This is a genomic window from Streptomyces sp. HNM0574, from assembly GCF_012726235.1.
Lineage (GTDB): Bacteria > Actinomycetota > Actinomycetes > Streptomycetales > Streptomycetaceae > Streptomyces.
Map to the genome: position 1 here is coordinate 48,945 of NZ_JAASAH010000005.1, position 25,952 is coordinate 74,896.

23 protein-coding genes, 1 tRNA gene and 1 pseudogene are annotated in these 25,952 nt (G+C 71.4%); 16 read left to right on the forward strand and 9 right to left on the reverse strand.

Annotated elements, in window-relative coordinates; all coding sequences use genetic code 11:
- Window positions 1–3: 3 nt before the first annotated feature.
- The 12 genes and pseudogenes from recR to HCC30_RS11315 all read left to right on the forward strand — a co-directional run bounded on the left by recR (window position 4) and on the right by HCC30_RS11315 (window position 10,124).
- Entirely contained in the window at window positions 4–603 is a 600-nt protein-coding gene (gene recR, locus HCC30_RS11260; protein WP_169442316.1) for a recombination mediator RecR, read from the forward strand.
- Entirely contained in the window at window positions 596–1,261 is a 666-nt protein-coding gene (locus HCC30_RS11265) for a DUF5063 domain-containing protein (RefSeq protein ID WP_169442317.1), read from the forward strand. Before recR ends, HCC30_RS11265 begins: the two co-directional genes overlap by 8 nt.
- 122 nt (window positions 1,262–1,383) lie before the next feature.
- Window positions 1,384–2,094 (forward strand): type 1 glutamine amidotransferase domain-containing protein, encoded by a 711-nt coding sequence (locus HCC30_RS11270; protein ID WP_206323692.1) that lies wholly within the window; start codon window positions 1,384–1,386, stop codon window positions 2,092–2,094.
- A gap of 94 nt (window positions 2,095–2,188) precedes the next feature.
- Window positions 2,189–3,001, forward strand: a complete 813-nt coding sequence (locus HCC30_RS11275) for a helix-turn-helix transcriptional regulator (protein ID WP_169442318.1) — start codon at window positions 2,189–2,191, stop codon at window positions 2,999–3,001.
- Window positions 2,998–3,243: a DUF397 domain-containing protein gene (locus HCC30_RS11280; RefSeq protein ID WP_169442319.1), complete on the forward strand. Its 246-nt coding sequence runs from the start codon at window positions 2,998–3,000 to the stop codon at window positions 3,241–3,243. The genes HCC30_RS11275 and HCC30_RS11280 overlap by 4 nt, the downstream gene beginning before the upstream one ends.
- A 249-nt stretch (window positions 3,244–3,492) precedes the next feature.
- A pseudogene (locus HCC30_RS11285) lies at window positions 3,493–3,636 on the forward strand (hypothetical protein); the annotation flags it as partial.
- The gene (locus HCC30_RS11290) at window positions 3,633–4,841 is read left to right on the forward strand and encodes an RNA-guided endonuclease TnpB family protein (RefSeq protein WP_169442320.1); all 1,209 of its coding nucleotides are present in this window, start codon (window positions 3,633–3,635) and stop codon (window positions 4,839–4,841) included. The pseudogene HCC30_RS11285 and the gene HCC30_RS11290, both read left to right, overlap by 4 nt.
- A gap of 356 nt (window positions 4,842–5,197) precedes the next feature.
- On the forward strand, window positions 5,198–5,644 hold the full coding sequence (locus HCC30_RS11295; RefSeq protein ID WP_346776587.1) for a Uma2 family endonuclease: 447 nt from the start codon (window positions 5,198–5,200) through the stop codon (window positions 5,642–5,644).
- Window positions 5,645–5,830: 186 nt separating this feature from the next.
- On the forward strand, window positions 5,831–7,114 hold the full coding sequence (locus tag HCC30_RS11300; RefSeq protein ID WP_169442321.1) for an aspartate kinase: 1,284 nt from the start codon (window positions 5,831–5,833) through the stop codon (window positions 7,112–7,114).
- Window positions 7,115–7,413: 299 nt separating this feature from the next.
- Window positions 7,414–8,010, forward strand: a complete 597-nt coding sequence (locus HCC30_RS11305; protein ID WP_169442322.1) for a SigE family RNA polymerase sigma factor — start codon at window positions 7,414–7,416, stop codon at window positions 8,008–8,010.
- Window positions 8,007–9,125, forward strand: coding sequence for a hypothetical protein (locus HCC30_RS11310; protein WP_169442323.1), 1,119 nt, complete (start codon window positions 8,007–8,009; stop codon window positions 9,123–9,125). Before HCC30_RS11305 ends, HCC30_RS11310 begins: the two co-directional genes overlap by 4 nt.
- Window positions 9,126–9,200: 75 nt before the next feature.
- Window positions 9,201–10,124, forward strand: coding sequence for an SURF1 family protein (locus tag HCC30_RS11315; protein ID WP_169442324.1), 924 nt, complete (start codon window positions 9,201–9,203; stop codon window positions 10,122–10,124).
- On the opposite strand, the gene HCC30_RS11320 is transcribed toward HCC30_RS11315, so the two are convergent.
- On the reverse strand, window positions 10,060–11,877 hold the full coding sequence (locus HCC30_RS11320; protein ID WP_169442325.1) for a prolyl oligopeptidase family serine peptidase: 1,818 nt from the start codon (window positions 11,875–11,877) through the stop codon (window positions 10,060–10,062). The two genes, HCC30_RS11315 and HCC30_RS11320, sit on opposite strands and share 65 nt — an antisense overlap.
- Window positions 11,878–12,251: 374 nt before the next feature.
- Here HCC30_RS11320 and HCC30_RS11325 point away from each other — a divergent pair, with 374 nt between their 5' ends.
- On the forward strand, window positions 12,252–12,968 hold the full coding sequence (locus HCC30_RS11325) for a MerR family transcriptional regulator (RefSeq protein WP_169442326.1): 717 nt from the start codon (window positions 12,252–12,254) through the stop codon (window positions 12,966–12,968).
- Between the two features lie 10 nt (window positions 12,969–12,978).
- Here HCC30_RS11325 and HCC30_RS11330 read toward each other — a convergent pair whose 3' ends face one another.
- The gene (locus tag HCC30_RS11330) at window positions 12,979–14,169 is read right to left on the reverse strand and encodes a CoA transferase (protein WP_169442327.1); all 1,191 of its coding nucleotides are present in this window, start codon (window positions 14,167–14,169) and stop codon (window positions 12,979–12,981) included.
- Window positions 14,170–14,390: 221 nt separating this feature from the next.
- Between HCC30_RS11330 and HCC30_RS11335 the strand changes: the two genes are divergently transcribed.
- On the forward strand, window positions 14,391–15,668 hold the full coding sequence (locus HCC30_RS11335; protein ID WP_169442328.1) for an activator-dependent family glycosyltransferase: 1,278 nt from the start codon (window positions 14,391–14,393) through the stop codon (window positions 15,666–15,668).
- Window positions 15,669–15,716: 48 nt separating this feature from the next.
- Here the strand turns inward: HCC30_RS11335 and HCC30_RS11340 are convergent, their stop codons facing one another.
- The 4 genes from HCC30_RS11340 to HCC30_RS11355 all read right to left on the reverse strand — a co-directional run bounded on the left by HCC30_RS11340 (window position 15,717) and on the right by HCC30_RS11355 (window position 19,653).
- A complete protein-coding gene (locus HCC30_RS11340) occupies window positions 15,717–16,424 on the reverse strand; it encodes an O-methyltransferase (protein ID WP_206323693.1) in 708 nt (235 codons plus the stop codon).
- A 76-nt stretch (window positions 16,425–16,500) separates the two neighbouring features.
- Window positions 16,501–17,703: a questin oxidase family protein gene (locus HCC30_RS11345; RefSeq protein ID WP_169442329.1), complete on the reverse strand. Its 1,203-nt coding sequence runs from the start codon at window positions 17,701–17,703 to the stop codon at window positions 16,501–16,503.
- A 783-nt stretch (window positions 17,704–18,486) separates the two neighbouring features.
- Window positions 18,487–18,560, reverse strand: a tRNA-Pro gene (locus HCC30_RS11350).
- A 160-nt stretch (window positions 18,561–18,720) separates the two neighbouring features.
- Window positions 18,721–19,653: a metallophosphoesterase gene (locus HCC30_RS11355; protein ID WP_206323694.1), complete on the reverse strand. Its 933-nt coding sequence runs from the start codon at window positions 19,651–19,653 to the stop codon at window positions 18,721–18,723.
- 130 nt (window positions 19,654–19,783) lie between these two features.
- Here HCC30_RS11355 and HCC30_RS11360 point away from each other — a divergent pair, with 130 nt between their 5' ends.
- Window positions 19,784–20,248: a GatB/YqeY domain-containing protein gene (locus tag HCC30_RS11360; protein WP_169442331.1), complete on the forward strand. Its 465-nt coding sequence runs from the start codon at window positions 19,784–19,786 to the stop codon at window positions 20,246–20,248.
- 66 nt (window positions 20,249–20,314) lie between these two features.
- On the opposite strand, the gene HCC30_RS11365 is transcribed toward HCC30_RS11360, so the two are convergent.
- Window positions 20,315–22,531, reverse strand: a complete 2,217-nt coding sequence (locus HCC30_RS11365) for a transglycosylase domain-containing protein (RefSeq protein ID WP_169442332.1) — start codon at window positions 22,529–22,531, stop codon at window positions 20,315–20,317.
- Between the two features lie 411 nt (window positions 22,532–22,942).
- On the opposite strand from HCC30_RS11365, the gene HCC30_RS11375 reads away from it, so the two are divergent.
- Window positions 22,943–23,281, forward strand: a complete 339-nt coding sequence (locus HCC30_RS11375; protein WP_169442333.1) for a WhiB family transcriptional regulator — start codon at window positions 22,943–22,945, stop codon at window positions 23,279–23,281.
- Between the two features lie 274 nt (window positions 23,282–23,555).
- Here the strand turns inward: HCC30_RS11375 and HCC30_RS11380 are convergent, their stop codons facing one another.
- Together HCC30_RS11380 and HCC30_RS11385 are read right to left on the reverse strand one after the other, a co-directional pair.
- Window positions 23,556–24,959: an ArsA family ATPase gene (locus tag HCC30_RS11380; protein ID WP_169442334.1), complete on the reverse strand. Its 1,404-nt coding sequence runs from the start codon at window positions 24,957–24,959 to the stop codon at window positions 23,556–23,558.
- Window positions 24,956–25,918 carry an ArsA-related P-loop ATPase gene (locus tag HCC30_RS11385; protein ID WP_169442335.1) on the reverse strand — a complete coding sequence of 321 codons (963 nt, stop codon included), beginning with the start codon at window positions 25,916–25,918 and terminating at the stop codon, window positions 24,956–24,958. Before HCC30_RS11385 ends, HCC30_RS11380 begins: the two co-directional genes overlap by 4 nt.
- Between the last annotated feature and the right edge of the window lie 34 nt (window positions 25,919–25,952).

Consider the following 25,952-nt stretch of genomic DNA (forward strand, 5'->3'; position numbering starts at 1 on the left):
TCCGTGTACGAAGGCGTGGTCCAGGACCTCATCGACGAACTGGGCAGGCTGCCCGGCGTCGGTCCCAAGAGCGCGCAGCGGATCGCCTTCCACATCCTCCAGGCCGAGCCGGCGGACGTACGCCGCCTCGCGCACGCGCTGACCGAGGTGAAGGAGAAGGTCCGCTTCTGCTCGGTCTGCGGGAACGTGGCGCAGGAGGAGCGCTGCCGTGTCTGCCTGGACCCGAGGCGTGACGGTTCGGTGATCTGCGTCGTGGAGGAGCCGAAGGACGTCGTCGCGATCGAACGCACCCGTGAGTTCCGCGGCTGCTATCACGTGCTGGGCGGGGCGATCAGCCCGATCGAGGGCGTCGGCCCGGACGACCTGCGGATACGGGAGCTGCTGGCCAGACTCGCGGACGGCGCCGTCAAGGAGCTGATCCTGGCCACGGATCCCAACCTCGAGGGCGAGGCCACGGCCACGTACCTGGCGCGCATGGTCTCGGCCATGGGCCTCAAGGTGACGCGGCTGGCGAGCGGCCTGCCCGTCGGGGGAGACCTGGAGTATGCCGACGAGGTCACGCTGGGGCGTGCCTTCGAGGGGAGAAGGTTGCTCGATGTCTGAAGCCACGCTGAATTCGATCAAGGAGAACCCCGACGAGTTCTCCGTCCAGATCTCCGATCAGGTCGAGAGCTTCCTCGTCTCCGTCGCGGAGGTCGCCAAGGGCGACGACCCCGACAGTGCCGTCCCGTACCTGCTCCTGGAGCTGTCGCAGCTGCTCCTCGCGGGCGGGCGGCTCGGGGCGCACGAGGACTTCGTGCCCGACGAGCGGTACGAGCCGGACACCGGGCCCGAGGCCGACGTGGACGAGATGCGGCTGAAACTCGCCGCCCTGCTGGAGCCGGTGGACGTCTACTCCGAGGTCTTCGACCCCTACGTCCCACGCACCGCGCCCGTCGCCTGCCGGATCTCCGACGATCTCGCCGACATCGTCACCGACCTGCGGCACGGCATGGCGCACTACCGCGCCGGCCGGATCAGCGAGGCCCTGTGGTGGTGGCAGTTCTCCTACCTGTCGAACTGGGGCCCCACCGCCTCCGCCGCCCTGCGCGCGCTCCAGTCGCTCGTCGCGCACGTCCGGCTCGACACCCCGCTCGACGAGTTGGACGGGCTGGACATCGACAGCAACGCCACCTCCGACGACGGTGAGCTGGAGGCCGAGGCAGGCAAGGTCATGGCCGCCGAGATCGGCCTTCCGCTGGGGCTCCAGCAGCGCAGCTGACCAGGGAAAACGCTCTCGGGCCGCCGTTCCGCACCCGCGGGACGGCGGCCTTTTTGCCGCACCTCGCGGGCGCGCCTACCGTGGCCTGAGGGGCTGTGCCGCACGGAGCGGAGGAACGGATCATGCCCGCGACGGGACGCATCCTGGTCGTCGTCACCAACACCGGCGAGTACCAGAAGGTCGGCATGCGCACCGGGCTCTGGCTCGGCGAGCTCACCCACTTCTGGGACGTCGCCGAGGGCCAGGGCTTCACGATGGACATCGCCAGCCCGCAGGGCGGCGGCGTACCGCTGGACCCGGAGAGCCTTTCGGCCACGGTGCTCGCCGAGCTCGGCACGGAAGAGCGCTACCGGGACCGGCAGTTCATGGACCTCCTCGACGACACCCTGCGGGTCGCCGACGTCAACCCCGAGGACTACGACGCCATTTATCTCACCGGCGGTCACGGCGTCATGTTCGACTTCCCGCAGAGCCCCGAACTGGAGGCGCTGATGGCCCGGTTCTACGAGTCGGGCCGGGTCGTGTCGACGGTGTGCCACGGCGCGACGGGGCTGCTCAACGTCGACCTCTCGACGGGCGAACCCCTGGTCAGAGGGAAGCGCGTCACCGGATTCTCCTGGCCGGAGGAGGAGTTGGCGCACCGCGCGGACGCCGTTCCGTACAACCTGGAGGAGCAGCTGCGGAAGCTCGGCGCCGAATACACCGCCGCCGACGAGCCGTTCGAGCCGTACGTCGTGGAGGACGGAAACCTCGTCACCGGTCAGAACCCCGGCAGCGCGAGGGGCGTGGGGGAGGCCGTCGTGCGCCGTCTGCTCGCTCCAACAGGCGGCTGAATTCCGTACGTTCGCTCCATTTCCGGTAGAGGGCCGACTAACTTCGCGTGGGACGACGCGGAGCGGACGGCCCGCTCCGGGAAAGGGGGGAGCGATGGGACACCAGGAGAACGCCTCGCCGACCATGCGCATGTACGGCAGCCAGCAGCGGCTGTGGCGGCAGCGTGCGGGAATCAGCCGCCAGCGCCTCGGCGAGGAGTGCGGCTACTCGGAGGAGACCGTCAAATCCGTCGAGGTGGCCCGCAGGCTGGTCCCGCCCAGGATGGTCCAGGTCGCCGAAGACCTGTGCGGCGCGGGCGGGTTGCTCCAGGACGCGGCGGACAAGATCGTGCGGAGCAAGTATCCGGACTGGTTCGAGGACTTTGTCCAGTACGAGGCGCAGGCAGTCGTGTTGGGCATGTACGAGAACCACGTACTGCCGGGACTGTTCCAGACGGAGGAGTACGCGCGGGCGGTGTTCCGCAGCGAGTATCCGCGCCTGGAAGACGAGCAGTTGGAGCGCAGGCTGGCGGCTCGACTGGAGCGTCAGCAACTGTTGACCGGCAAGAAGGCGCCCTTGGTCACGGCAGTGATGGAGCAGGCTTCTGTCGAACGAGCCATCGGCGGAGCCCATGTGATGAAGGGGCAGATCACACATCTGCTGAACCTGACCGAACTGCGCACCATCGACGTGCAGATCATGCCGACGCGCAGGGAGAGTCACGCGGGCCTTGCCGGGCCCCTCTACGTGCTGGAGACGGGCGGTCAAATGCGGCTCGCCTATTCGGAGACGCATCAGGGCAGCGTGCTGATCTCTGACTCAAAAGAGGTCGCCGACTGCAACATGCGGTATGGGATGCTCCGTTCGCAGGCTTGGGATCCGGAGGAATCCCTGAAATTCCTGCGCGACACGTTGGGAGAGCTATGAGTAACCAGCGGAATGGACTGACCTGGGTCAAGTCCAGCTACAGCAGCGGCCAGGGCGGCGCCTGCGTCGAGGTCGCCTGGACCAAGTCCAGCTACAGCGCCAGCGAGGGCGGCGCCTGTATCGAGGTCGCCTCCCGGCAGGGAGAAATCCGCGTGCGGGACTCCAAGGTGGTGGACGGTGTGCAGCTGGTCGTCCGTCCGGAGGCGTGGGAGGCGTTTGTCTCGTTGGCGGCGCGGGCGTAGGTGAGCTTCGGGCCTCGGGGATCGGTGGGGGGCCGGTCTCCGGGGCCGTTCCCGTGGTCCGGTGAGACCCGAGCTTCGGGGGCCGGGGTTCGGGCGCTGTTTCTGAGGAATGGGTGGGTAAGAGTTGTTCCCACCCACCCGCCCTGTGCGCCCAAGTCACGCCCATAGCAGGCGAGATGGCGGCACAGGGAGGGTTTGCCGGAATTCGTGGCGCGGGGTTGGCGTTCGCGGCAATAGGAGTTCCCGCACCTCGAGAGCCGCATGCCCACCCTGTGGTCGTCGTCGTTCTTCGTCGCCTCGGTCGGCGCCGTCTCGGCGGACACGGTGGAGAAGCACATCGACACCCAGTGGGAACAGCCCTGGACGAACAAGCGGAAGGAGGGACAGGTGTGATCCGTGCCTACAAGTTCCTCCTGCGCCCCACCGCCCGCCAGGATCAAGCGCTCTCGGAGATGCTCCGAGACCACTGCTCGCTCTACAACGGTGCCTTACAGGAACGACGCGACGCGTACCGGCACCCGTCGAAGACAGCGGTCAGGTACGGGCAGCAGTCCGCACAGCTCAAGGACATCCGGGCGTTCGACCCCGAGCGGCAGGGGCGCTGGTCGTTCTCCAGCCAGCAGGCCACCTTGCGCCGCCTGGACAAGGCATTCCAGGCGTTCTTCCGGCGCGTCAAGGCCGGCGAGAAGCCCGGGTACCCCAGGTTCCGGGGCGCCAACTGGTTCGACACCGTGGAGTTTCCCAAGGATGGTGACGGCTGCCGCTGGGACTCCATCCCGCACAATCCCGTCACCCGCGTCCGTCTGCAAGGCGTCGGGCACGTCCGCGTGCACCAGCACCGGGCCGTGAAGGGGCGCGTCAAGACCGTCAGCGTCAAGCGCGAAGGACGCCAGTGGTACGTCGTTCTCGCCTGCGACGAGGTGGCCGCCGAACCACTCCCCACAACGGGCGCCGTGACCGGCCTCGACATGGGCGTCACGCATTTCCTCACCACCTCCGAGGGCGCCCACGTCGAAAACCCCCGGCACGGCAAGCGCAACGCCGATGCCCTGGCCGAAGCTCAGCGTGAACTGAAAGCGTTCGGTCGCCGGAAACGGGAGGGCCGCACGGCGAAGCACCGCCGGGCGGTGGAGAAGGTCGCCAAGCTGCACCGCAAGGTGCGACGTAAGCGGCTCGACCACGCACACAAGACCGCGCTCACCCTGGTCCGCGACTACGACCGGATCGCGCACGAGCGGCTGAGCATCGCGAACATGGTGCGCGCGCCCAATCCGAAGCCCGACCCCGAGACGCCCGGCGCGTTCCTGCCGAACGGTGCCGCCTCGAAGGCCGGACTCAACCGAAGCATTCTTGACGCGGGTTGGGGGGTGTTCCTGGGAATCCTCGCGCAGAAGGCTGAAAGCGCCGCTCGTGTACTGATCCCGGTGGACCCCCGCAACACCTCGCGGACGTGCCCCCAGTGCGGGCACGTGGACGTGCAGAACCGCGCCGGCGAGAAGTTCCAGTGCACCACCTGTGACCACCGCGACCACGCGGACCGGGTGGGCGCATGGAACGTCGCACTCAGGGCCGGGCTGGTCCTTCCCGACGTGGCCTAGCCACCGACAGGAGAAGCCCCCCGGATTTATCCGGGGGGAGGAGTCACGGCCAAGCCCGGCTACGGCAAGCGCTCCGCGGGTGACGACGGGCCCGAGGCCCGTACGGCTTTCGCGCATCTGCCCGAGCGTGAGGCGTATCTCGCGGCGTACATCGACCGGCTGCCCGAGGGCGCCGCGATCGACGTGAAGACCCTCGCCAAGTCCCAGCCGCTGTACGGGCAGTTGGCCGTCCGCTCCGCCCTGCGCAGGCTCACCGCCGCCGGTCATCTGCGCCGCGTCGGCGGCCACTCGGGCGGCCCGGTGCTCAAGCACGTGACGCGTACGTACTTCTCCCGCGTGCCCCGCGACGAGCACTGGTGGTGCGCCTTTCTGCACGTCACACCCCGCCCGCCGGAACCGGAACCGGAACCGGAGCCCGTGGCCTGCCGCCCGCGCCGAACGCGGCGGTCGGAGGCGTACGAGAGCCGTACCGCAAGAGCCGCGCCCGCCCCGACGGCGCTCTCGCGCCCGAGGACCATTTCGCAGGACAGGGCGAATGGGCCGACCCCGAGGGCGTGTTGATGGCCGTGGAGGTCACCTCCCGCGACCGGGACCGGCGTGAACGTCGGGACGGGTACGCCGCCGCGGACATTCCGGTGTATCTCCTGGTCGACCGCGACACCTGCACGCTCACCGTGTGCAGCGAGCCGGAGGCCGGGTCGTACCGCAGCCGGGTGTCGCGGGACTTCGGTGCGGTGGTGGAACTCCCGGCGCCGGTGGGCGTCACGTTGGAGACGGAGAAGCTCAGGAATTACGTGCAGTGAGAACGGTGCGTAGTCAAACGGTCACCCCTGGGATGTGAGCTGTCTAACGTTCCCGTGTTGTCGCCCGGTCGGCGGGAAGGTGTGCGCCTGGACGGGAGGGCGAAGGAGCCCGCTCGTTACACTGAGCCGACCGCAGGATCCCCGGCTAATGGGATCCAGAAAGACTGATTCGAGGAGCGAGCACACGTGGGCCTTGTCGTGCAGAAGTACGGCGGCTCCTCCGTTGCCGATGCCGAGGGCATCAAGCGCGTTGCCAAGCGGATCGTCGAAGCCAAGAAGAACGGCCACCAGGTGGTCGTCGTGGTTTCCGCGATGGGTGACACGACGGACGAGCTGATCGATCTCGCCGGAGAGGTTTCTCCGGTCGCCTCCGGGCGCGAGTTCGACATGCTGCTGACCGCCGGAGAGCGTATCTCCATGGCCCTGCTGGCGATGGCGATCAAATCCCTCGGCCACGAGGCACAGTCGTTCACCGGCAGCCAGGCCGGCCTGATCACGGACTCCGCGCACAACAAGGCGCGGATCATCGACGTCACGCCGGGCCGGATCAAGGACTCCGTGGACGAGGGCAACATCGCCATCGTCGCCGGTTTCCAGGGCGTCTCGCAGGACAGCAAGGACATCACCACGCTGGGCCGTGGTGGTTCCGACACGACGGCCGTCGCGCTGGCCGCCGCGCTGGACGCCGAGGTCTGCGAGATCTACACCGACGTCGACGGCGTCTTCACGGCCGACCCCCGGGTCGTCAAGAAGGCGAAGAAGATCGACTGGATCTCGTTCGAGGACATGCTGGAGCTGGCCAGCTCCGGTTCGAAGGTGCTGCTGCACCGTTGCGTCGAGTACGCGCGCCGTTACAACATCCCGATCCACGTGCGCTCCTCCTTCTCCGGGCTGCGCGGCACGTGGGTCGGCAGTCAGCCGCAGGAACAGAGCGGGCGAGGGGAAGACATGGAGCAGGCGATCATCTCGGGTGTCGCACACGACACGTCCGAGGCGAAGGTCACGGTCGTCGGGGTGCCGGACAAGCCGGGTGAGGCCGCCTCCATCTTCCGCGTGCTGGCCGACTCCGAGGTCAACATCGACATGGTGGTGCAGAACGTCTCCGCCGCGTCGACGGGCCTGACGGACATCTCCTTCACGCTGCCCAAGGCCGAGGGCCGCAAGGCGATCTCCGCGCTGGAGAAGGCCCAGGGCCGCATCGGCTACGACAACCTGCGCTACGACGACCAGATCGCGAAGATCTCCCTCGTCGGCGCGGGCATGAAGACCAACCCGGGTGTCACGGCGACGTTCTTCGAGGCCCTGTCCAAGGCCGAGGTGAACATCGAGCTGATCTCCACCTCCGAGATCCGCATCTCCGTGGTCACGCGCAAGGACGACGTGGACGACGCGGTGCGCGCCGTGCACACGGCCTTCGGCCTCGACAGCGACAGCGACGAGGCCGTGGTCTACGGCGGCACCGGCCGCTGACGCCGGCCACTGGCCACGGCAGTCTGATCTGACCGACAATTTCGCTCCCTGTCCCGCAACCGGCTTGCGGGCAGGGAGCGTCTTTGTGTCAGCTGCCAGGGTCGAAGATGCTGTGAAATTCGGGTCATTGGGGATGGGCTGGTACGCATGAGGAGCACAGCGACAAACAGGACATCTTCGGGAACAGTGCCCTGTGCGTACAACCCTGTTGGGGGGACGGGTGTCCAACAAGCGTGGCAGAGGTACTGGGAATCGGAATCGCGACAGCGTCCGGGCCCTCCGGTGTGTGCACCGGAGGCATGCCCGTGATCGCCCCGTGGTCGGCCGCCCGCCCTGCGCGGGCGGGATCGGCGCACCCGGCGGACGCGGCGCAGCACGTGGACACTGACGACGCCGTGGCCTCAGGCACCACGGTCGACCACCTGACCGAGACGTACCGTGCCCACTACCGCTCACTGCTGGGCCTCGCGGCACTGCTCCTCGACGACACGGCGTCCTGCGAGGACGTCGTCCAGGAGGCGTTCATCCGGGTCCACTCCGCGCGCAAGCGCGTCCGTGACCCGGAGAAGACCCTCGCCTATCTGCGGCAGACGGTCGTCAACCTCTCGCGCTCCGCGCTGCGCCGCCGCATCGTCGGCCTGAAGCTGCTCTCCAAGCCGATGCCGGACATGGCGAGCGCGGAGGAGGGCGCGTACGAGCAGCTGGAGCGGGACGAGTTGATCCGGGCGATGCGCGGGCTCCAGCGCCGCCAGCGCGAGGTCCTGGTGCTGCGGTACTTCGCGGACATGACCGAGGCGCAGGTCGCCGAGGTGCTGGGGCTCTCCCTGGGATCGGTGAAGGCGTACGGCTCGCGCGGCATCGCCGCGCTGCGCACAGTCATGGAGTCCACGTCATGAACGGCGGCCACCACAACGGCGAGCAGGACGACGCCGAGTACGAGAACCGGCCGCGTCCGGAGGGCACCGGTCCGGACGCGGGCGAGGGCGGCGACGAGGACGCGCTGCGGCGGATGCTGCGCGAGAGCGTCGACGGCATCGAGCCCTCGCCCACCTCGCTGGAGAACCTCAAGCGCGCGGTGCCCGCGCGGCGCGCGCAGCGGCGGCAGGCGCTGGTCGGCGCGGCCGCTGCCGTCGTCCTCGGATGCGTCGGCGTGCCGCTGCTGGCCCAGGCGGGCTTCGTGCCCGGCGTCGGCGAGGGCGACCACCCCGTCAACGCGGGCAGCAGCCACCCGCAGACGGAGGTCACCGGCGGCCACGGCGACGGGCAGCCGCACGAGGGCAAGCAGTCCTCGGGCAAGGGCGACGGCGAGCAGGGCGGCGGCGAGCAGGAGCGCGAGGACGACGCCTCGCCGTCCCCCTCGGCGGGCAAGAGCGGCGGCGCCGACGACCCGAACGAGACCCTCGGCGTCAGCTCCCCGGACTGCGGACGCGATCAACTCGGCGGCGGGACGGCCCAGTCGGGCCCGCCGAACGGCCAGGGCCAGGTGTACGGCAGCTTCAGCGTCCGCAACACCTCGGGCGAGACCTGCACCGTGCACGGCCAGGGCGTGGTGACGGCGCTGGAGGCGGGCCGGTCCGACACCTCCCGGATAAAGATCGTCGACCACACCCCGGGGGACGCGGCCGCCGGCCTGCCCGACCCGACGACGGCGCCCGAGTCGCTGGTGCTCCGCGCCGGGGAGTCGTACACGGTCAAGTTCGCCTGGATACCGGACGGCTGCCCGGACGGCGGGCCGACGACCAAGCCGGGCGACGCACAGGACGGCGGCGACAACCCGTCGACCGGCGGCGACTCCGGCGGCACCGGCGGCGAGGGCGACCCGGGCACCGGCGGGGACGGCGACGACGGCACGGGCGGCGGCGGCAGCACCGGCGGCGACGCGGGCGAGGGCCCGTCCGGCGTGACGCTCCTGCACACGCCCGAGGTGGGCGAGCCCGCGGCCGCGGAGACCAGGCTCGACGGCGCCTGCTCCGGCACCGTCTACCGCACCGGAGTCCTCCCGGCGGGCTGACGGGTTCATGCCGTGCGGGCGGGAAGGGGCGACCCTCCGGACATCCGTCGCGGGCCGCCCCGTACCGTGGGGAGCGTGTACCGGTTTCTGCTGACCCCGCGTTGGTGGGGGATCAACCTCTTCGCCGTGTTGGCGATCCCGGTCTGCCTCTTCATGGGCAGCTGGCAGCTCTCCCGTTTCGAGGTACGGGTCGACAGCCACAGGCAGCAGGAGCGTGCCGAGGCCGAGGCGGCGCACGCCAAGGCGGAGCCGCTGAGCAAGGTGCTGCCGGTCACCACCGAGACGGTGGGACGGATGACGGAGGCCACCGGCCGCTACGACACCCGTCACCAACTGCTCGTCCCCGAACGCGAGGTGCGGGACGGCGACGCCCAGAAGCGCGGCTTCTACGTGCTCTCGCTGCTCCGCACCGACGAGGGCAAGGCCCTGCCCGTCGTGCGTGGCTGGCTGCCCGGTTCCGCCGACCCGGGCCGGGTGCCCGAGGCGCCGCGCGGTGAGGTCACGGTGCGGGGCGCGCTCCAGGCGTCGGAGTCGCCGCGTTCGCCCGGGGCCCACGCGGGCGGTCTGCCCGAGGGCCAGATCGGCGTGATCAGCGCGGCCTCACTGGTGAACGTCGTGCCGTACGGCGTCCACGACGCGTGGATCACGGTGCAGAAGACCAGCGGGACGGACGCGGCGCTGAAGCCGGTGCCGCCCGCCGCGCCCGCGAACACCGGGCTCGACATGAAGGCGTTCCAGAACCTCGGCTACACGGCCGAGTGGTTCGTCTTCGCCGGCTTCGTGGTCTTCATGTGGTTCCGGCTCTTCCGGCGCGAGGTGGAACTCGTGAAGGACGCCGAACTCGGGCTCGTACCGGAGGAGCCGTACGGCGGTGACGCCTTGGGCGCGGCCGCCGACGCCGGAGCGACGGCGGCCGCGGAGCCGGAGGACGCCGCTACCGGGCAGCCCCGCCCGGCAGATGACGGAGGGCAAAGTCGATCTCCAGCCTCAACTGCTTGATCCGCTCCTCCACGACGAGCGAGCCGTGCCCCGCGTCGTAGCGGTACACCTCGTGCGGGGCGCCGCGCGACTCCAGCCGCTCGACGTAGTTCTCCACCTGACGGATCGGGCAGCGCGGGTCGTTGACGCCCGCCGAGATGTAGACCGGGGCGCGCACCTCGTCCACGTACGTCAGCGGTGACGAGGCGGCGAAGCGCTCCGGGACCTCCTCCGGGGTGCCGCCGAGCAGCGTGCGGTCCAGCGCCTTCAGCGCCTCCATCTCGTCGTGGTACGCCGTGACGTAGTCCGCGACCGGGACGGCGGCCAGGCCGAGCGCCCAGGCCTCCGGCTGGGTGCCGAGGCCGAGCAGCGTCAGGTACCCGCCCCAGGAGCCGCCGGCCAGCACCAGGCGCTCCGGGTCGGCGAGCCCGGAGGCGACGACGCGCTCGCGCACGGCGGCGATGTCCTCCAGCTCGATCAGGCCGACGCGGTGCTTGAGCGCGTCCGTCCAGTCCCGCCCGTAGCCCGTCGAGCCGCGGTAGTTGACGCGGACGACGGCGAAGCCGTGGTCGACCCAGGCGGCGGGCTGGCCCGCGAAGGAGTCGCTGTCGTGGTGCGTCGGACCGCCGTGCACCTCGAACACCGTCGGGAACGGGCCCTCGCCCGCCGGCTTCTGCACCAGCGCGTGCACCGTGCCGCCGGGACCCTCGACCCACAGGTCCTCGACGGGCACCGTCTCCGGGGCCTTCAGGCCGGGCGGGTCGAGCACGACGGCGCCGGGCGCCTTGGTGGTGCGCACCTGCGGCGGCTGCGCGGCCGAGGACCACAGGTACTCGACGGAGCCGTCGGGGCGCGCCGTCGCGCCGGAGACGGAGCCCGCCGGGGTCTCGACCGGGGTCAGCTCGCCGGAGGCGATGTCGTACCGCCACAGGTCGCTGCGCGCGCGGTGGCTGTGCGCGACGAGCAGCGCGCTCGCGTCCGGCACCCACTCGGCGCTGATGTCGCCGGGCAGGTCGATGGCCAGCTCGCGGGTGGTGCCCGCGACCGGGTCCCAGATCATCGGCTCCCAGCGGCCGCGGCGCTGGTGGCCGACGAGCAGCCGGCTGTCCCCGTCGACGGGCGCGAACCCGAGGACGGCGAGGCCGAGTTCGACGGTGCCGCCCTCGGTGTCGTCGAGCTCGGCGACGGTCTTGCCGTCCGTCGTCACGACGCGCAGCGCGGAGTGCATGGCGTCGCCGTGCTCGGTGTGGTCGACGGCGATCAGCGTGCTGTCGTGCGAGAGGTCACCGACCCCGGCCGACTCGCGGTGCCGGTAGATCTCCACGGGCTCCTCGGGCCTGCCGCGGTGCACGACGTGCAGGGTGGAGCCGTCCTCGTCGGTGGAGCGGCCGATCACGGTCGTGCCGTCGCGGCCGACGGCCAGGCCCGCCGGGTAGGAGGCGGCCAGCCCGGGGACGGCGGGCTCGTCCTCGCCGCCGCCGAACGGCTGGCGCATCCAGACGCCGAACTCGTCGCCGTCGGTGTCCGAGAACCACCAGATCCACTCGCCGTCCGGGCTCAGCATGCCGTCCGTCGTGCCGTTGGGACGGTCGGTCACCTGGCGCTGCTCGCCGGTGGCGCGGTCCCAGGCGTACAGCTCGAAGGTGCCGGTGGCGTTGGAGATGAACAGGGAGCGGTCCGGGGCGTCCTCGGCCCACTCCGGCAGGGAGACGCGCGGCGCCCGGAAGCGCTTCTCCCAGTCGGGCATGGAATCGGTGTTCTCCGTGGTGGTCATGCGCCCATTCTGCGGTGCGGAGCGCCGCGGTGACGAAGAGCCGGTGAGAGTCCGGGGAAGCGGGCACCGGGGCCGGGGCAGGTGCGTACCGTCCGTGTTCGACGGGCGGGAGCGCGGTATGAAACGGTGGATTCTCCGCGATCAGCACTCGTAGAGAGGAGACGGCATGTCGTCGAAGCGCCGCCGCAAGAAGAAGGCACGTCGCAAGAACGCTGCCAACCACGGCAGCAAGCCCCAGTCCTGAGCGCACCGCCAGGTCGGGACCCTACCGGAGGGCTCCCCGTGTGCCGCAGGCGCGCCGCAGCGCGCGGGCACGCGGGGAGCCCTTCTGGTTTCCGTGCCACCGTGCCCCGCGAGACGAGGGAGGGAAGCCGGTGAGTGAGCGCCGGAAACGGCTGCGCCCCGTCGATCTCGCCCGCGCCGCCGGGGCCTCCACCCAGTGGGTCCGGGACTGCGAGGACAGCGGCGTCCTGCCACCCGTCCCGCGCACCGCCTCGGGCTACCGCCTCTTCGACGCCCGCCACCTCGACGCGCTGCTCACCTACCGCGCGCTCACCACGGGGTACGGGACGGCCGCCGCGCGGGAGACGATGCGCGCGGTGCAGGCCGGCGACCTGCCCCGCGCCCTCGCCCTCGTCGACGCGTCCCACGCCGCGCTGCACGAGGAGCGGCGTGCGCTGCGGGAGGCCGGGGAAGCGCTGGAGGCCGTGGCGGGGGAGCGCGCGGACAGTGACGTGCTGCCGGACGCGGACCTGCGGATCGGCGAGGTCGCCGGCTGTCTCGGCGTCCGCACCTCGGCGCTGCGCGTGTGGGAGTCCGCCGGCCTGATCGCCCCCGCCCGCCAACCCGGCACCGGATACCGGGTGTTCAGCCCCGCCGACGTCCGCGACGCCCGGATGGTGCACCTGCTGCGCCGGAGCCACCACCGCCTGCCCCGGATCCGGCTCGTCCTCGACGGGCTCCGCGAGACCGGCAGCCGCGAGGCCCTGCGCGAGGCGCTCGTCCGCCGGGACGAGGCGCTCACCGCCCGGGCCAGGGCGATGCTGGCGGGCTCCGGCGCACTGCACCGCTACCTGAGCGGCGCGGACTGAGGCCCGGGGCTCAGGTCTCCTCCCGGTCGAGCCAGGCGGCGATCTCGTCCGTGTGCTCGCCGAGCCGGGGCGGGCGGCGGTCGTAGCGGGCCGGGGTGCGGGACAGGCCGATGGGGTTGGCCACGGTGTCGACGGCCGCCCCGTCCCCGCCGGTGGCGGCGCGGGGGCCGAGCCCCAGCTCCTCGGCCAGCGCGAAGGCGCCGTCGAGACCGTTCACCGGCCCGCACGGCACCCCGAGCGGGCTCAGCACCTCGCACCATTCGGCCGCCGTGCGCCGCGCCAGCAGCGCCGTCAACTGCCCTGCCAGGGCGTCGACATGGGCGACCCGGTCCGCGTTCGTCGCGTACCGCGGGTCGTCGGCCAGCGCGGGCTCCTCCAGGCCCGCGCACAGCGCCGCGAACTGCCGGTCGTTGCCGACGGCCAGGACCAGGGGACGGTCGGCCGCGTCGAACACCTCGTACGGCGCGATCGACGGATGCCGGTTGCCGAGGATGCCCGGCACCACGCCCGAAACCGTGTAGCCGGCCGACTGGTTGACCATGCTCGACAGCAGCGTGGAGAGCAGGTTCACCTCGACGTACTGCCCCTCGCCCGTCGCCTCCCGCTCGCGCAGCGCGGCGAGCACGCCCACCGCCGCGTGCAGCCCCGTGAGCACGTCGACGAGCGCCACTCCCGCCTTCACCGGCTCGCCCGGGGCCGGTCCTGTGACGCTCATCAGGCCGCCGACCGCCTGGAGCAGCAGGTCGTACCCGGGCAGCGCGGCGCCCTTCCCGGCCCCGAACCCGGTCACGGAGCAGTACACGACGCCCGGGTTGGCCGCGCTGACCCGCGCGTGGTCCAGGCCGTACTTGGCCATCGTGCCGGGGCGGAAGTTCTCGATGACGACGTCGGCGCGGCGCGCCAGCTCCACCGCCCGGCGGCGGTCGGTCGCGTCCCGCAGATCGGCCGTGAAGGAGCGCTTGTTGCGGTTCACGGAGAGGAAGTAGGTGGCCTCGCCGTCGCCCGGGGCGTGCGGCGGGCCCCAGGCGCGGGTGTCGTCCCCGCCGTCCGGATGCTCCACCTTGATCACCTCGGCGCCGAGGTCGGCGAGCAGCATCGTCGCGTACGGGGCGGCCAGCACCCGGCTGAAGTCGGCGACCAGGACTCCCGACAGCGGCAGCCGCTCCGGCGCTCCCTCCGCGGGGTTCGTACTCGCGTCCATGCTCGTGCTCCCCTTCCACCGCGCCCGTGATCAGCCCGCTCATTCTCGGCAGGCCGGCGGTCTCCCGTACAGGGCACGTGCGCGCGTCCCGGACCTACAACTCGGCGTCAACCGGGTTGCCGCCGCTCCCCGGCCGGCCGGAGCCTTGAGCGGTCCCCGGCGCGGGGCACGAAGAAGCCGAGCGGGCCGGCGGAACCGGCCTGCGAAGGGAGCACGTTCCGATGCGCGTTCTGCTCACGATCATTCCGGCCGTCTCCCATCTGAAACAGGTCGTGCCCGTCGCCTGGGCCCTGCAGAGCGCGGGCCACGAGGTCAGGGTGGCCTCCAACCCGGAGATGGCCGAGGCGATCGTCGCCGCCGGGCTGCACGCGGTACCGCTGGGCGAGGAGGAGGACCTCGCCGCCATGGTCGGGGCCGCGGGCACCGACCCGCGTCTCGGGGACGTCATCGACGCCATGGACCTGGAGGCGGACGACCACGACCGCCGCATCGCCCTGCGGAACTACCTGCTGGCGCCGTTCGCGCTGCACTACCCGGCGGAGGAACCGCCGCCCGGCAGCCGCCCGTTCGTCGACGAGCTGGTGGAGTTCGCCCGCTCCTGGCGCCCCGACCTGGTGCTGTGGGACGGGCTGTGGTTCCCCGCGCCGGTGGCGGCCCGCGCCTGCGGAGCGGCGCAGGGCCGGCTGCTGTGGGGCCTGGACCACGTCGGGTGGGCCCGGCAGCGCCTCCTGGAGCGGCTGCGCCTGCCGGACAGCGGGCCCCGGGAGGACCTGATGGCCGCGATGATGCGCCCCACCCTCCGCCGGCTCGGCGTGGACTTCGACGAGGAGCTGCTGACCGGTCAGTGGAGCATCGACCCCACCCCCTCCGGCATGCGGCTCCCCGTCGACCTGCGGTACGTGTCCATGCGCTGGGTCCCGTACAACGGGGCCGCGGCCGTGCCCGGCTGGCTGCGGAAGCCGCCGGAGCGGCCCCGGGTGTGCCTGACGCTGGGGGTGAGCGAGCGGGAGTTCTTCGCCGACAGCATCCCGCTGATCTCGGCGCTCCTGGAGGCGGCCGCCGCCTCGGACATCGAGGTGGTCGCCACCCTCGACCGCGCCCAGCTCGCGGAGGTGGGCACCCTCCCCGGCAACGTGCGCGCCGTCGACTACCTCCCGCTCAGCCAGCTGCTCCCCAGCTGCTCGGCGATCATCCACCACGGCGGCAGCGGCTCCTTCGCCTCCGCCCTCACCCACCGGGTGCCGCAGCTCGTCATCCCCAAGGCGGGCGGCGACTACGCCAACCTCGCGCAGCACGCCGCCGGTTACGGAGCGGGCATCGCCCTGGACCGCACGGGGCTGACCGCGGAGCGCGTCACCGCGGCGCTGTTCCGGCTGCTGAACGAGCCCGCCTTCCAGGAGGGCGCGGACGCGCTGCACGCGGACCAGCTGGCGGCGCCCTCTCCCGCCGAACTCGTCCCCGTACTGGAGAAGCTGGCGGCCGAGCACGCCGCGGTCTGAGACGTCCCGGAGCGGCGTCCCGGGGGACGGGACGCCGCTCCGCGCACGTCAGGCGTTCCGGGGTACGCCCTCGCCGGCGTCACGTTTGCGGGCGAGGGTGAGGCCGTCGGCGACGGGAAGCAGCACGGACTCCATGCGGGCGTCGGCGCGGACCTTGGCGTTGAACCGGCGGATGTCGGCGGCGTTGCCGGTGCACCGGGGGTCGGCCGCCTCACCCGCGTACAGCACGTTGTCCGCGAGCAGCAGCCCGCCGGGGCGCAGGCGGGGCACCAGCAGGTCCCAGTAGGTCGCGTAGCCGTCCTTGTTGGCGTCGAGGAAGGCGATGTCGATCACCGGCTCCTCGGGAAGGGCGCGCAGGGCCTCCTCGGCCGGGCCGAGCCGCAGCTGGACACGGTCGGCGACGCCGGCGGCCTCCCAGGCCCGGCGGGCGATGTCGGTCCACTCGGCCGACAGGTCGAGGGTGGTCACGGTGCCGTGCGGGGGCAGCCCCAGGGCGAAGGCGAGCGTGGAGTAGCCGGTGAAGGTGCCGACCTCGACCACCCTGGTGGCGCCGGCCATCTTCGTCAGCAGCGTGAGCAGGGCGCTCTGCTCGTGCGGGATCTGCATCACCGCCATCTCGCCCAGGGCCCGGGTCTGCTCGGTCAGTTGCCGCTGGACCGGGGTCGGCGGTTCCGCCTGGGCGACGAGATAGCGGTACAGCTCCGGGGTCATGGGAACGGTCTTGACCTCGTCGGCGGCGTGCACGGGCACAGTCATGCGGAGTCTCCAATTCCGTACGGGAACGGTCGGGTTGAGTGCTGCGACGGATCTCCGGGGCGGAGCGGGCGCCGGGTCAGTCCTCGCTCAGGAAGCGGTCGTAGGGCGCGCTCCGGCCGTACTTGGCACGGGACAGTTCGAGATAGCGCGCACCGCGCTGTTCGATCTCCAGGTACATGGTCCGGCCGAGCGTCGGCTCGTACGGCGGGATGCGCTCCTGGGCCGCCTGCGCGGCCGCGGCGTAGCGGGGGTCGGGCCGCAGCGTGTGCTCCCGCAGGCAGGCCTCGGCCACCTTGATGACGTGGTCGTCGCCGTGCTCGACGGCGCGGGCCGCCAGCTCGGCCGGGCCCGGCGCCCCCGAGGCGTCCGCGTCCGTGAGCGCGGTGTCCTCGCTGTTCCGGCCGTTCGTCAGGTCGAGCAGGAACAGTGTCTGCACCTGCCACAGCGCGGCGACCGTCGGACCGTGCAGCTCCTCGGGCAGGTGCGGCAGCACCAGACGGGCGGCCGCCGGGGCGGTGATCCCGTGGATCGGCGGTACGGGCAGTGCCTCCGGGTGGGCCAGGTAGACGCCGGAGAACTCCGCCGTCATCTCGCTGATCAGCCACTGGGTGTGCTGCGGGCGCAGGGCGCGCAGCGCCTCGTGGTAGCCCGCGTACGTCTCCAGCGCCGAGGTGTCGTCGGTCCGGCCCCTGCCGCCGCGGAAGCGGGAGTCGCGCAGCTCGTCGCGGGGGAGGGCGGCCATCGCCTCCGCGAGGGTCTTGTCCCCCTCGAACCGCACCCGGCCGGGCAGCCGGGTCCAGCGTGCGGCCCAGAAGGCCAACCCCCGCGTGAACTCGGTGAGTTGGGCCCGGGTGGGCTGCGGGGTGGCCGCCAGGCTCCGCACCGCGTGGGCGGTACGGATCAGCCCGTGCGTGGTCCCCGCGACGAGGCCCGGCACCAGCCGGGGCCACCAGCGGACCAGCACGGTGCGCCAGGGGGCCTCGGCCAGCTCCCGCGCGAAGAAGACCTCCCAGTCGCCGAGCCGGGTGAAGTCGCCCAGCGACTCCCGCCAGTCCTCGGGGGCCAGGGCGAAGCGCGGCTCGGGGCGGTCGTGGTGCGCGAGCCCGCGGCGGTAGCCGTCGACGTAGCCCGGGATGCTGTCGGTGTAGCCGAGGGTCGCCAGCGTCTCGGCACACATGGTGCCGTGCGCGACGAACCCCTCGGGTTCGGGCCCGCGTTCGTAACCCAGGTCGTCCAGCCGTTCCAGAGCGTCGTTCACGGCGTCGGAGTAAATGGTCATGGCGCGGTGTCCTCCTTCTTCTGCGATACTCGTCGGAACGCGTCAGAACTCCGCGCCGTGAACTCCAAGTCACGGGAATGCCCGGCGCGTTCGGAATTTCTCCACACATGGGATCGGCACGGACGGCCGCTATTTCCACGGGAATGAGCGAACGGCACACCAAGCCTGTACGCAGCGCCCACCGGGGCCTCGGCCACCTGGCGACACACTCCCGCTGAAGCTAGCCAACAGCCTCTTCACCGCGGCCTGCCCCGTCAACCGTTACCTTTCAAGGAAACGACAACTCCCGGTGCACCAACTGAAACTCGCCGGCTCCACGGGGCGGGAATGACGGTGCACCGTTGCATTTCCGGGGAACTTCGGGCGGGGATTCTTTGACTGCCCCACGGGGCAAGGGGCCGGAGCAGGTGAGCAGTTGGGGCGTCGGGCGCTTCGGCGCGGATCGCTTTCCCTCTCAGGAAGGCGGACACCGGGAGCGAGTCGGCTCCCATGGGGCTCCCGGGGGTACGCGGGGGAGCGGCACACGGTCCACCCCGTTGAGCAGCGCCGCACTGCTCGCATGTGACGGCCATCACGCGCGCGCAGCCGTGCCGCGGCCTAACGAAGCTGTGGAGCAGGGCACTTGATGCCCGGGCCCGGACGCGCTTGAAGGAGAGGCTGGAGTCCGGCGACCTGGAGCTGACGGCGTGATCTTCGCCAGGATTTCGCCAAACGACCCCTGAAAACCCAGCAGGGGCCTGACCCGGTTTCCCGGATCAGGCCCCTGGCCTGGTGTTTCTTCAGTCGGGGTGGCGGGATTTGAACCCACGACCTCTTCGTCCCGAACGAAGCGCGCTGCCAAGCTGCGCTACACCCCGAAGCAACGAGCTCTACTTTAGCCCAGACGGCCGCTGACGCGAAATCCGGTTCCCCGGGAGCCTCCCCGAGCCGTGATCAAGCCGCTGACCTGGCCCCGGACCGGGCCGGTGCCGGGCCGGACGGCCAGGGCGGAGGACGCCCCGGCCGCGACCGCCGTGGTCAGTCCTCGGGTGCGGTCAGTGTGAGGAGAGTGGCCTCGGGCGGGCAGGCGAAGCGGACGGGGGTGTACCGGTTGGCGCCGCAGCCGGCGGAGACGTGCAGGTACGACTCGTTCCCTCCGGCGCGGTGCGAGGAGAGCCCCTTCACCCGGCCCGGGTCCAGATCGCAGTTGGTGACCAGGGCGCCGTAGAAGGGGATGCACAGCTGGCCGCCGTGTGTGTGCCCGGCGAGGATCAGCGGGTAGCCGTCGGCGGTGAAGGCGTCGAGGGAGCGCAGGTACGGGGCGTGGACCACGGCGAGGGAGAGGTCGGCGCCCAGCTCGGGGCCGCCCGCGACCTGCTCGTACCGGTCGCGCTTGATGTGCGGGTCGTCCAGCCCGGTGAGGGCCACCTCCTGGCCGCCCTCCAGCTTGATCCGGCCCCGGGTGTTGGTGAGGCCGGCCCAGCCGGCCGCGTCGAAGGCGTCCCGCATGCCTTCCCACGGGTTGTGGACGGCGCCGACCGCGGGCGCGTTGCCGTTCAGGCCGTGCTTTCCGGTGGCCCGCTCCATCAGGTACTTGGCGGGGTTGCGCAGCTTCGGACCGTAGTAGTCGTTCGAGCCGAAGACGTACGCGCCGGGGAACTGCATCAGCGGGCCGAGCGCGTCCAGGACCTCGGGCACGGCCTCGGGGTCGGAGAGGTTGTCACCGGTGTTGATCACGAAATCCGGACGGAGCCCGGCGAGCGAGCGCAGCCAGCGCTGCTTCTTCCGCTGCCCGCTCACCATGTGGATGTCGGAGATCTGGAGCACCCGCAGCGGGTGCATCCCGCGGGGCAGCACCGGAACGGTGAACCGCCGGATGCGGAAGGCGCGGGGCTCCACCCCCGCCGCGTAACCGACGCCTGCCGCGCCAAGTGCTGTGAGGGCGAGGGGAACTCCGTATCGCGCACGCATGCGATCCATGGTCGCAGACCCGCGCCGCACCGTGCAGAGCCGTGCGGCGCCCCACGGGGGACCGTCCCGTCGGCCGGCCCCGCGGGGAATGCGGTGGGAGCCCGGGCGCGGTGCTGGCATGCTTATGGGCATGACCACGCTCAAGTCCCGGCTCCGGGACGACCTGACCGCAGCGATGAAGGCGCGGGACGAACTGCGTTCCGCCACTCTCCGGATGGCCCTGACCGCCGTCACGAACGAGGAGGTCGCGGGCAAGTCCGCGCGCGAGCTCTCCGACGACGAGGTGCAGAAGGTGCTCGCCCGCGAGGCGAAGAAGCGCCGCGAGGCGTCCGAGGCGTTCGCCGACGCGGGCCGCGGCGAGCAGGCGGAGCGTGAGCAGGCCGAGCACGACGTCCTGGCCGACTACCTGCCGAAGCAGCTGACGGACGCGGAGCTGGACGCGCTGGTCGCCGAGGCCGTGGCCGAGGCGAAGGCGGGCGGCGCCGAGGGCCCGAAGGCCATGGGCGCCGTCATGAAGATCGTGAACCCGAAGGTCGCCGGGCGCGCGGAGGGCGGCCGGGTGGCCACGGCCGTGAAGAAGCACCTGGCCGGATAAGCAGCACCGGCCACGCACAAGGGGCGCCCTCCGAGGAGGGCGCCCCTTACGCATGTGCCGGGCGGGTCAGTCGCGGCCCGGGAGCTTCCAGCCGCCGCCGGGGCCGCCGTCGCCGCCCCCTATGACGCCGGGCGGCAGCGAGATGTCGGGCAGCGGGTAGTCCGGCTTCGGCGGCTTGTTGTCCTCGCCGCCGCCGTCGGACGGCTTCTTCTTGCCCGCGCTCTTCCCCTTCTTGTCGTCCTTGATCGGGACGTGGTGGAACTTGGGCGCCTCCCGGCCGTTCAGCGCCCCCGTCATCGCGTCCCGCCAGATCGGGCCCGGGACCTCGCCGCCGAAGACCTTGGCGTGGTACACGCCGCCGATGCTGATGTCCGTCATCTGCGTGCGGTGCGCCGGGTCACCGACCCAGACCGCGCCGGACATGTTCGGCGTGTAGCCGGCGAACCAGGCCGCGTAGCGCTGGTCCGTCGTACCGGTCTTGCCCGCGCTGTCGCGGCCGGAGAGCCCGGCCTTCTTGCCCGTACCGTCCTCGACGACGCCGCGCAGCAGTGAATTGACCGTGTCCGCCGTCTTCTTGCTCATCGCGCGCTTGCACGAGGTCTTCGGCACGGGCAGCTTCTTGCCCTTCGCGTCCGTGATGGACTCGATGGCGACCGGCGTGCAGTGCACCCCGCGGTTGGCGAAGGTCGCGTAGCCCTCCGCCATCGTCAGCGGGGAGACCTCCTGAGTGCCGAGCGAGATGGAGGGCACCTGGTCCATCTTCTTGCCGTCGGCCCGCTCGATGCCCATCTCCTTCGCCAGCTTCGTCACCGGGCACACGCCGGTGTCGCTGATGAGGGAGACGAAGTAGGTGTTGACGGACTTCGCCGTCGCCTCCTTCAGCCGGTACGGGCCGACCTCCGAGCGGTTCTCGTTCTCGACGGGCGCGCTTCCGCTCCACGGCCCCTTGCAGGTGTTCACCGGCGACGGGTACTGCATCTTGTAGGGCGAGGGGTACTTCTTGTACGGGCTCATGCCCTGCTCCAGCGCCGCCGCCGCGATCACCGGCTTGAAGGTGGAGCCCGGCTGGTAGCCGGCGCCGCCGCCCATGTCCTGGTCGACGGAGAGGTTGATCTGCGTCTCGTCCTTGCCGAAGCCGTACGGCCGGGACTGGCCCATGCCCATGATCCGGCCCGTGCCGGGCTCGACGACGGCCATGGCGGAGGCCACGTCGTCGGACTGGTTGACGTGACTCTGTATCGACGACTCGACCGACTTCTGCGTCTGCGGCGAGAGCGTCGTCTTGATCGTCAGGCCGCCCTCGTCCCAGCGCGCGGCGCGCTCCTTGCGGGTCTTGCCGAAGGAGTCGTCGGTGAGGAACACCTCGCGCACGTAGTCGCAGAAGAAGCCGGCGCCGTGCGTCGCCGTGATGCAGCCGTTCTCCGGGCTGCTGACGTTCAGTTCGATCGGCTTCTTCTTCGCCGCCTCCGCCTTGGCGCTGCTGACGGCGCCGGTGGACGCCATCCGGGACAGCACGGTGTTCCGGCGCTCGGTGGCCTCCTGCTCGGAGTTGACCGGGTCGAACCGGGTGGGCGACTGCACGATGCCCGCGAGCAGCGCGGACTCGGAGAGCGTCAGGTCCTTGGCGGACTTGGAGAAGTACCGCTGGGCCGCGGCCTCGACGCCGTACGCCTGCTGCCCGAAGAAGGTGATGTTGAGGTAGTTCTCCAGGATCTTCTTCTTGCCGAGGTTCTGCTCGACCTGGATCGCGTACTTGACCTCGCGGATCTTCCGGCCGATGGTCTGCTGCGTCGCCTCGGCGATCTTGTCCGGGTCGTTGCCCGCCTCCTCGACGAAGACGTTCTTCACGTACTGCTGGGTGAGGGTGGACGCGCCCTCCTGCACCTCGCCCTGCTGGGCGTTGCGGTTGAGCGCGCGGAGCACGCCCTTGAGGTCGACGGCGCCGTGCTCGTAGAAGCGGGCGTCCTCGATGGCGACGATCGCCTTGCGCATGTACGGCGAGATGTCCTCGAGGTCGACGACCGTGCGGTCGCGCGAGTACACCTTGGCGATCTCGCCGCCCTCGTTGTCGAGGATGGTGGTGCGCTGGCTCAGCGGCGGACGCTTGAGCTTGGTGGGGAGGCCCTCGAAGCCGTCCACCGTTCCCTTGGCCGCCAGGCCGATCCCGCCCACCGCCGGGAGTGCGAGTCCTGCCAGTACCGCCCCTGCCAGCACACTCACGCCGACGAACTTGGCGGCCTGCTGGGGTACGGAGAGCCCACCGCCCGAGCGCTTCTTTGCCATGGGCAGAAGCCTACGTGCCGATTCACCGGACAGGGGCGCATCTGTTCGCCTAGGCTGTCGCGGACTCGCCAATCCACCCTCGCCGCAGGACTGTGGTCGGTCACGGCGTTCTTGTCACTCCAGTGAGTGATCAGACCTGTCCTGTTTCGCGGCATCTGACGCCACATGTCCGTTAGTTGCTCCCGTGCGGGCCGAGGAATTGTGGAGCCGTGCCGGGAAAGGGGCACATGTCCTCCACTCACTCCAGTGGGTGATCTGCCGTATACGCATAGTCCGTTCGGGCCATCCAAGATTGGGCCCGACGGGGGTGTTGCGCCCTGCCAGGCTTCCGTAACGTCCTCAACTGGCAACGGTGAATATGCCGTTCGCCGCCGTGGGGGAGCCTCGATTCGGGAGAGGACGGCGCCGGCTATGAGCTGGGTAACCGACTGGAGTGCGCAGGCCGCCTGCCGCACTACCGATCCGGACGAACTGTTCGTACAAGGAGCTGCGCAGAATCGCGCCAAGGCGGTCTGCACCGGATGTCCGGTGCGGACGGAGTGCCTGGCCGATGCCCTCGACAATCGCGTGGAGTTCGGTGTCTGGGGCGGAATGACCGAGCGGGAGCGGAGGGCGCTGCTGCGCCGCCGCCCGACGGTCACCTCCTGGCGCCGCCTGCTGGAGACGGCCCGCTCGGAGTACGAGCGCGACACGGGCGGAGTGCTGCCCGTGGGGCTGGAGGACGCCGTGGACTACGCCGCCGCCGGGTAGGCCGGAGCGGACGCGGGAGGGAATCCGAGCCTCGGCAGCCGGCGACGGGGGCTGCCGGAACGGCCCATGTCCGCAGGTGAGCCGTAACGGTTCAGCGGATGTGAGTTCCTTGCCGCGAGAGTCCCGTACCGCCCCGTGCCCTGTACGGCACCGGGCGGGATATGCCACGCGTACGTGAGTGACGCGCCGTTCCGGGACGCTTCCTCTTCCGGACGGCCGTGCGCGTACGTGTGCTCAACTCGCGCTGTGCGCTTGGTCGTTGCGGGCCGGTAGATCACTCGGCGGGTGGTGGTTCCCGGCCCGCCAGGCGTTCGCCGATGGTCCGCAGGCCGCTCACGTCGTGCACGTCCCCGGGCAGGGCGCCGACCTCGGCGACCGGTACCTCGGGGTGCAGTGCGGTGAAGCGGTCCCTGGTGCGCCGTTCGCGCTCGAGCAGGCGCATCCGTTCCGCGTGCAGGCGCAACAGCCCTGCCGCGAGGAGCCGTTCGGGGCCGCCGTCAGCGCGCGCGGGGGAGTCCGCGCCGTCGGTGGCGGGTTCGGTTCCGGGGGAGGACGCCTGCGCGGTGGGGGAGCCGTCGTCGGTGTCCGGGCGGCCGCCGTCCGCGGGCTGTACGTGACTGCCCGGGGCACCGGCCGTTGGTGCGCTGAGATCCTCCTTCCCGGACCCACGATCCACAATGCAGCCTTCTTCAAGATTTTCCGCGGCCGCCAGCGCACGCCCCGCGCTCAGCGAGGCGGCGCCGCTGCCGTGCATGCGGTTGAGGACGAGCCCGGCCAGCGGCATGTGTTCGGCGGCGAGCCGCTCGACGAAGTACGCGGCCTCGCGCAGCGCGTCGCGCTCCGGCGCCGCGACGACGAGGAACGCGGTGCCCGGCGCCTGGAGGAGCCGGTACGTGGCGTCCGCCCGGGTGCGGAAGCCGCCGAACATGGTGTCCATCGCGGCCACGAACGTCTGGACGTCCCGCAGCAGTCCGGCCCCCAGCAGCTTGTTGAGGGCGCCGGTGAACATCGACAGGCCCGCCATCCCCAGGCTGACGACCTTCAGGCCGGCCTTGCCGCCCGCCTTGGCCGGGGCCGTCAGCAGCCGGATGAGCTTCCCGTCGAGGAAGGAGCCCAGGCGCTTCGGCGCGTCCAGGAAGTCCAGCGCGGAGCGGGAGGGCGGGGTGTCGACGACGATGAGGTCCCAGGTGTCGCCGGAGCGCAGCTGGCCCAGCTTCTCCATCGCCATGTACTCCTGCGTGCCCGCGAAACCGGCCGACAGGGACTGGTAGAAGGGGTTCTCCAGAATGGCGCGGGCGCGTTCCGGGTCGGCGTGCGCCTCGACCGTCTCGTCGAACGTCCGCTTCATGTCGAGCATCATGGCGTGCAGTTCGCCGCCCGCGGCTTCGCCGACGCCGGCCACGCGGCGGGGCACGTTGTCCAGTTCCGTCAGGCCCAGCGACTGGGCGAGCCGCCGGGCCGGGTCGATGGTGAGGACGACGACGCGGCGGCCCCGTTCGGCCGCCCGTACGCCCAGCGCGGCGGCGGTCGTCGTCTTCCCGACGCCGCCGGAACCGCAGCACACGATGATGCGGGTCGCCGCGTCGTCGAGCAGCGGGTCGATGTCCAGCGTCGCGGGGACGGATATGGAGCCCGGGTTGCCGGCTCTGTCGCCGGGCCCGGCCGGGTGCTCGGTCATGCTGCCTCCGTCGGCGGCCACTGTTCGCGCAGTTCGGCGGAGAGCCCGTACAGGCCCGCCAGTTCCACACCCTCGCCCAGCAGGCCGAGTTCGTGCACGGGGGTGCCGAGCCGCTCCAGCGCGGCCCGCTGCCCGCGCTCCAGCCGGACCCGCTCCGTGTGCTCCCGCGCCTGCGCGAGCAGCGGCGCCACGAGCGTCTCCGGACGGCTGAGCCCGGCGCCCGCGAGGGCGCGCGCGAGACCGGGGGACGCCGGCGTCCCCTCCAGGCCCTCGACGGGGAGCCGCGGGCGCACCATGTTGACCAGGACGGAGCCGACGGGCAGGCCCGCCGCGCGCAGTTCGCGCACCCCGTCCACGGTCTCCTGCACCGGCATCTCCTCCAGGAGCGTCACCAAGTGCACCGCCGTCTCGGGGGACTTGATGACGCCCATGACGGCCTGCGCCTGGTGGTGCACGGGTCCGGCCTTCGCCAGTCCCGCGACCTCCTCGTTGACGCCGAGGAAGCGTGTGACGCGTCCGGTGGGCGGCGCGTCCATGACCACGGCGTCGTAGATCCGGCGGCCCTGTTTGTCCTTGCGGCGCACCGCCTCGCACGCCTTGCCGGTGAGCAGGACGTCGCGGAGGCCGGGGGCGATGGTGGTGGCGAAGTCGATGGCGCCGAGCTTCTTCAGCGCCCGGCCCGCGCTGCCCAGTTTGTAGAACATCTGGAGGTAGTCGAGCAGCGCCTTCTCGGGGTCGATGGCCAGCGCGTACACCTCGCCGCCGCCGTGCGAGACGGCGATCTTGCGCTCCTCGTACGGGAGGGCCTCCGTCTCGAAGAGCTGCGCGATGCCCTGGCGTCCCTCGACCTCGACGAGCAGCGTCCGCCGCCCCTCCTCGGCGAGTGCGAGCGCGAGTGCCGCGGCCACCGTCGTCTTGCCCGTGCCGCCCTTGCCCGTCACCACATGCAACCTGGTCACGCCCCGGAGCCTAACCACAAGGCCGAACGGCTAC

Bases quoted from the DNA above. Each gene is read 5' to 3' on its own strand.
- HCC30_RS11265 (WP_169442317.1), top strand. From the start codon at position 596: ATGTCTGAAGCCACGCTGAATTCGATCAAGGAGAACCCCGACGAGTTC.
- HCC30_RS11270 (WP_206323692.1), top strand. From the start codon at position 1,384: ATGCCCGCGACGGGACGCATCCTGGTCGTCGTCACCAACACCGGCGAG.
- HCC30_RS11275 (WP_169442318.1), top strand. From the start codon at position 2,189: ATGGGACACCAGGAGAACGCCTCGCCGACCATGCGCATGTACGGCAGC.
- HCC30_RS11280 (WP_169442319.1), top strand. From the start codon at position 2,998: ATGAGTAACCAGCGGAATGGACTGACCTGGGTCAAGTCCAGCTACAGC.
- HCC30_RS11305 (WP_169442322.1), top strand. From the start codon at position 7,414: ATGCCCGTGATCGCCCCGTGGTCGGCCGCCCGCCCTGCGCGGGCGGGA.
- HCC30_RS11310 (WP_169442323.1), top strand. From the start codon at position 8,007: ATGAACGGCGGCCACCACAACGGCGAGCAGGACGACGCCGAGTACGAG.
- HCC30_RS11320 (WP_169442325.1), bottom strand. From the start codon at position 11,877: ATGACCACCACGGAGAACACCGATTCCATGCCCGACTGGGAGAAGCGC.
- HCC30_RS11330 (WP_169442327.1), bottom strand. From the start codon at position 14,169: ATGGACGCGAGTACGAACCCCGCGGAGGGAGCGCCGGAGCGGCTGCCG.
- HCC30_RS11335 (WP_169442328.1), top strand. From the start codon at position 14,391: ATGCGCGTTCTGCTCACGATCATTCCGGCCGTCTCCCATCTGAAACAG.
- HCC30_RS11340 (WP_206323693.1), bottom strand. From the start codon at position 16,424: ATGACTGTGCCCGTGCACGCCGCCGACGAGGTCAAGACCGTTCCCATG.
- HCC30_RS11345 (WP_169442329.1), bottom strand. From the start codon at position 17,703: ATGACCATTTACTCCGACGCCGTGAACGACGCTCTGGAACGGCTGGAC.
- HCC30_RS11355 (WP_206323694.1), bottom strand. From the start codon at position 19,653: ATGCGTGCGCGATACGGAGTTCCCCTCGCCCTCACAGCACTTGGCGCG.
- HCC30_RS11360 (WP_169442331.1), top strand. From the start codon at position 19,784: ATGACCACGCTCAAGTCCCGGCTCCGGGACGACCTGACCGCAGCGATG.
- HCC30_RS11365 (WP_169442332.1), bottom strand. From the start codon at position 22,531: ATGGCAAAGAAGCGCTCGGGCGGTGGGCTCTCCGTACCCCAGCAGGCC.
- HCC30_RS11375 (WP_169442333.1), top strand. From the start codon at position 22,943: ATGAGCTGGGTAACCGACTGGAGTGCGCAGGCCGCCTGCCGCACTACC.
- HCC30_RS11380 (WP_169442334.1), bottom strand. From the start codon at position 24,959: ATGACCGAGCACCCGGCCGGGCCCGGCGACAGAGCCGGCAACCCGGGC.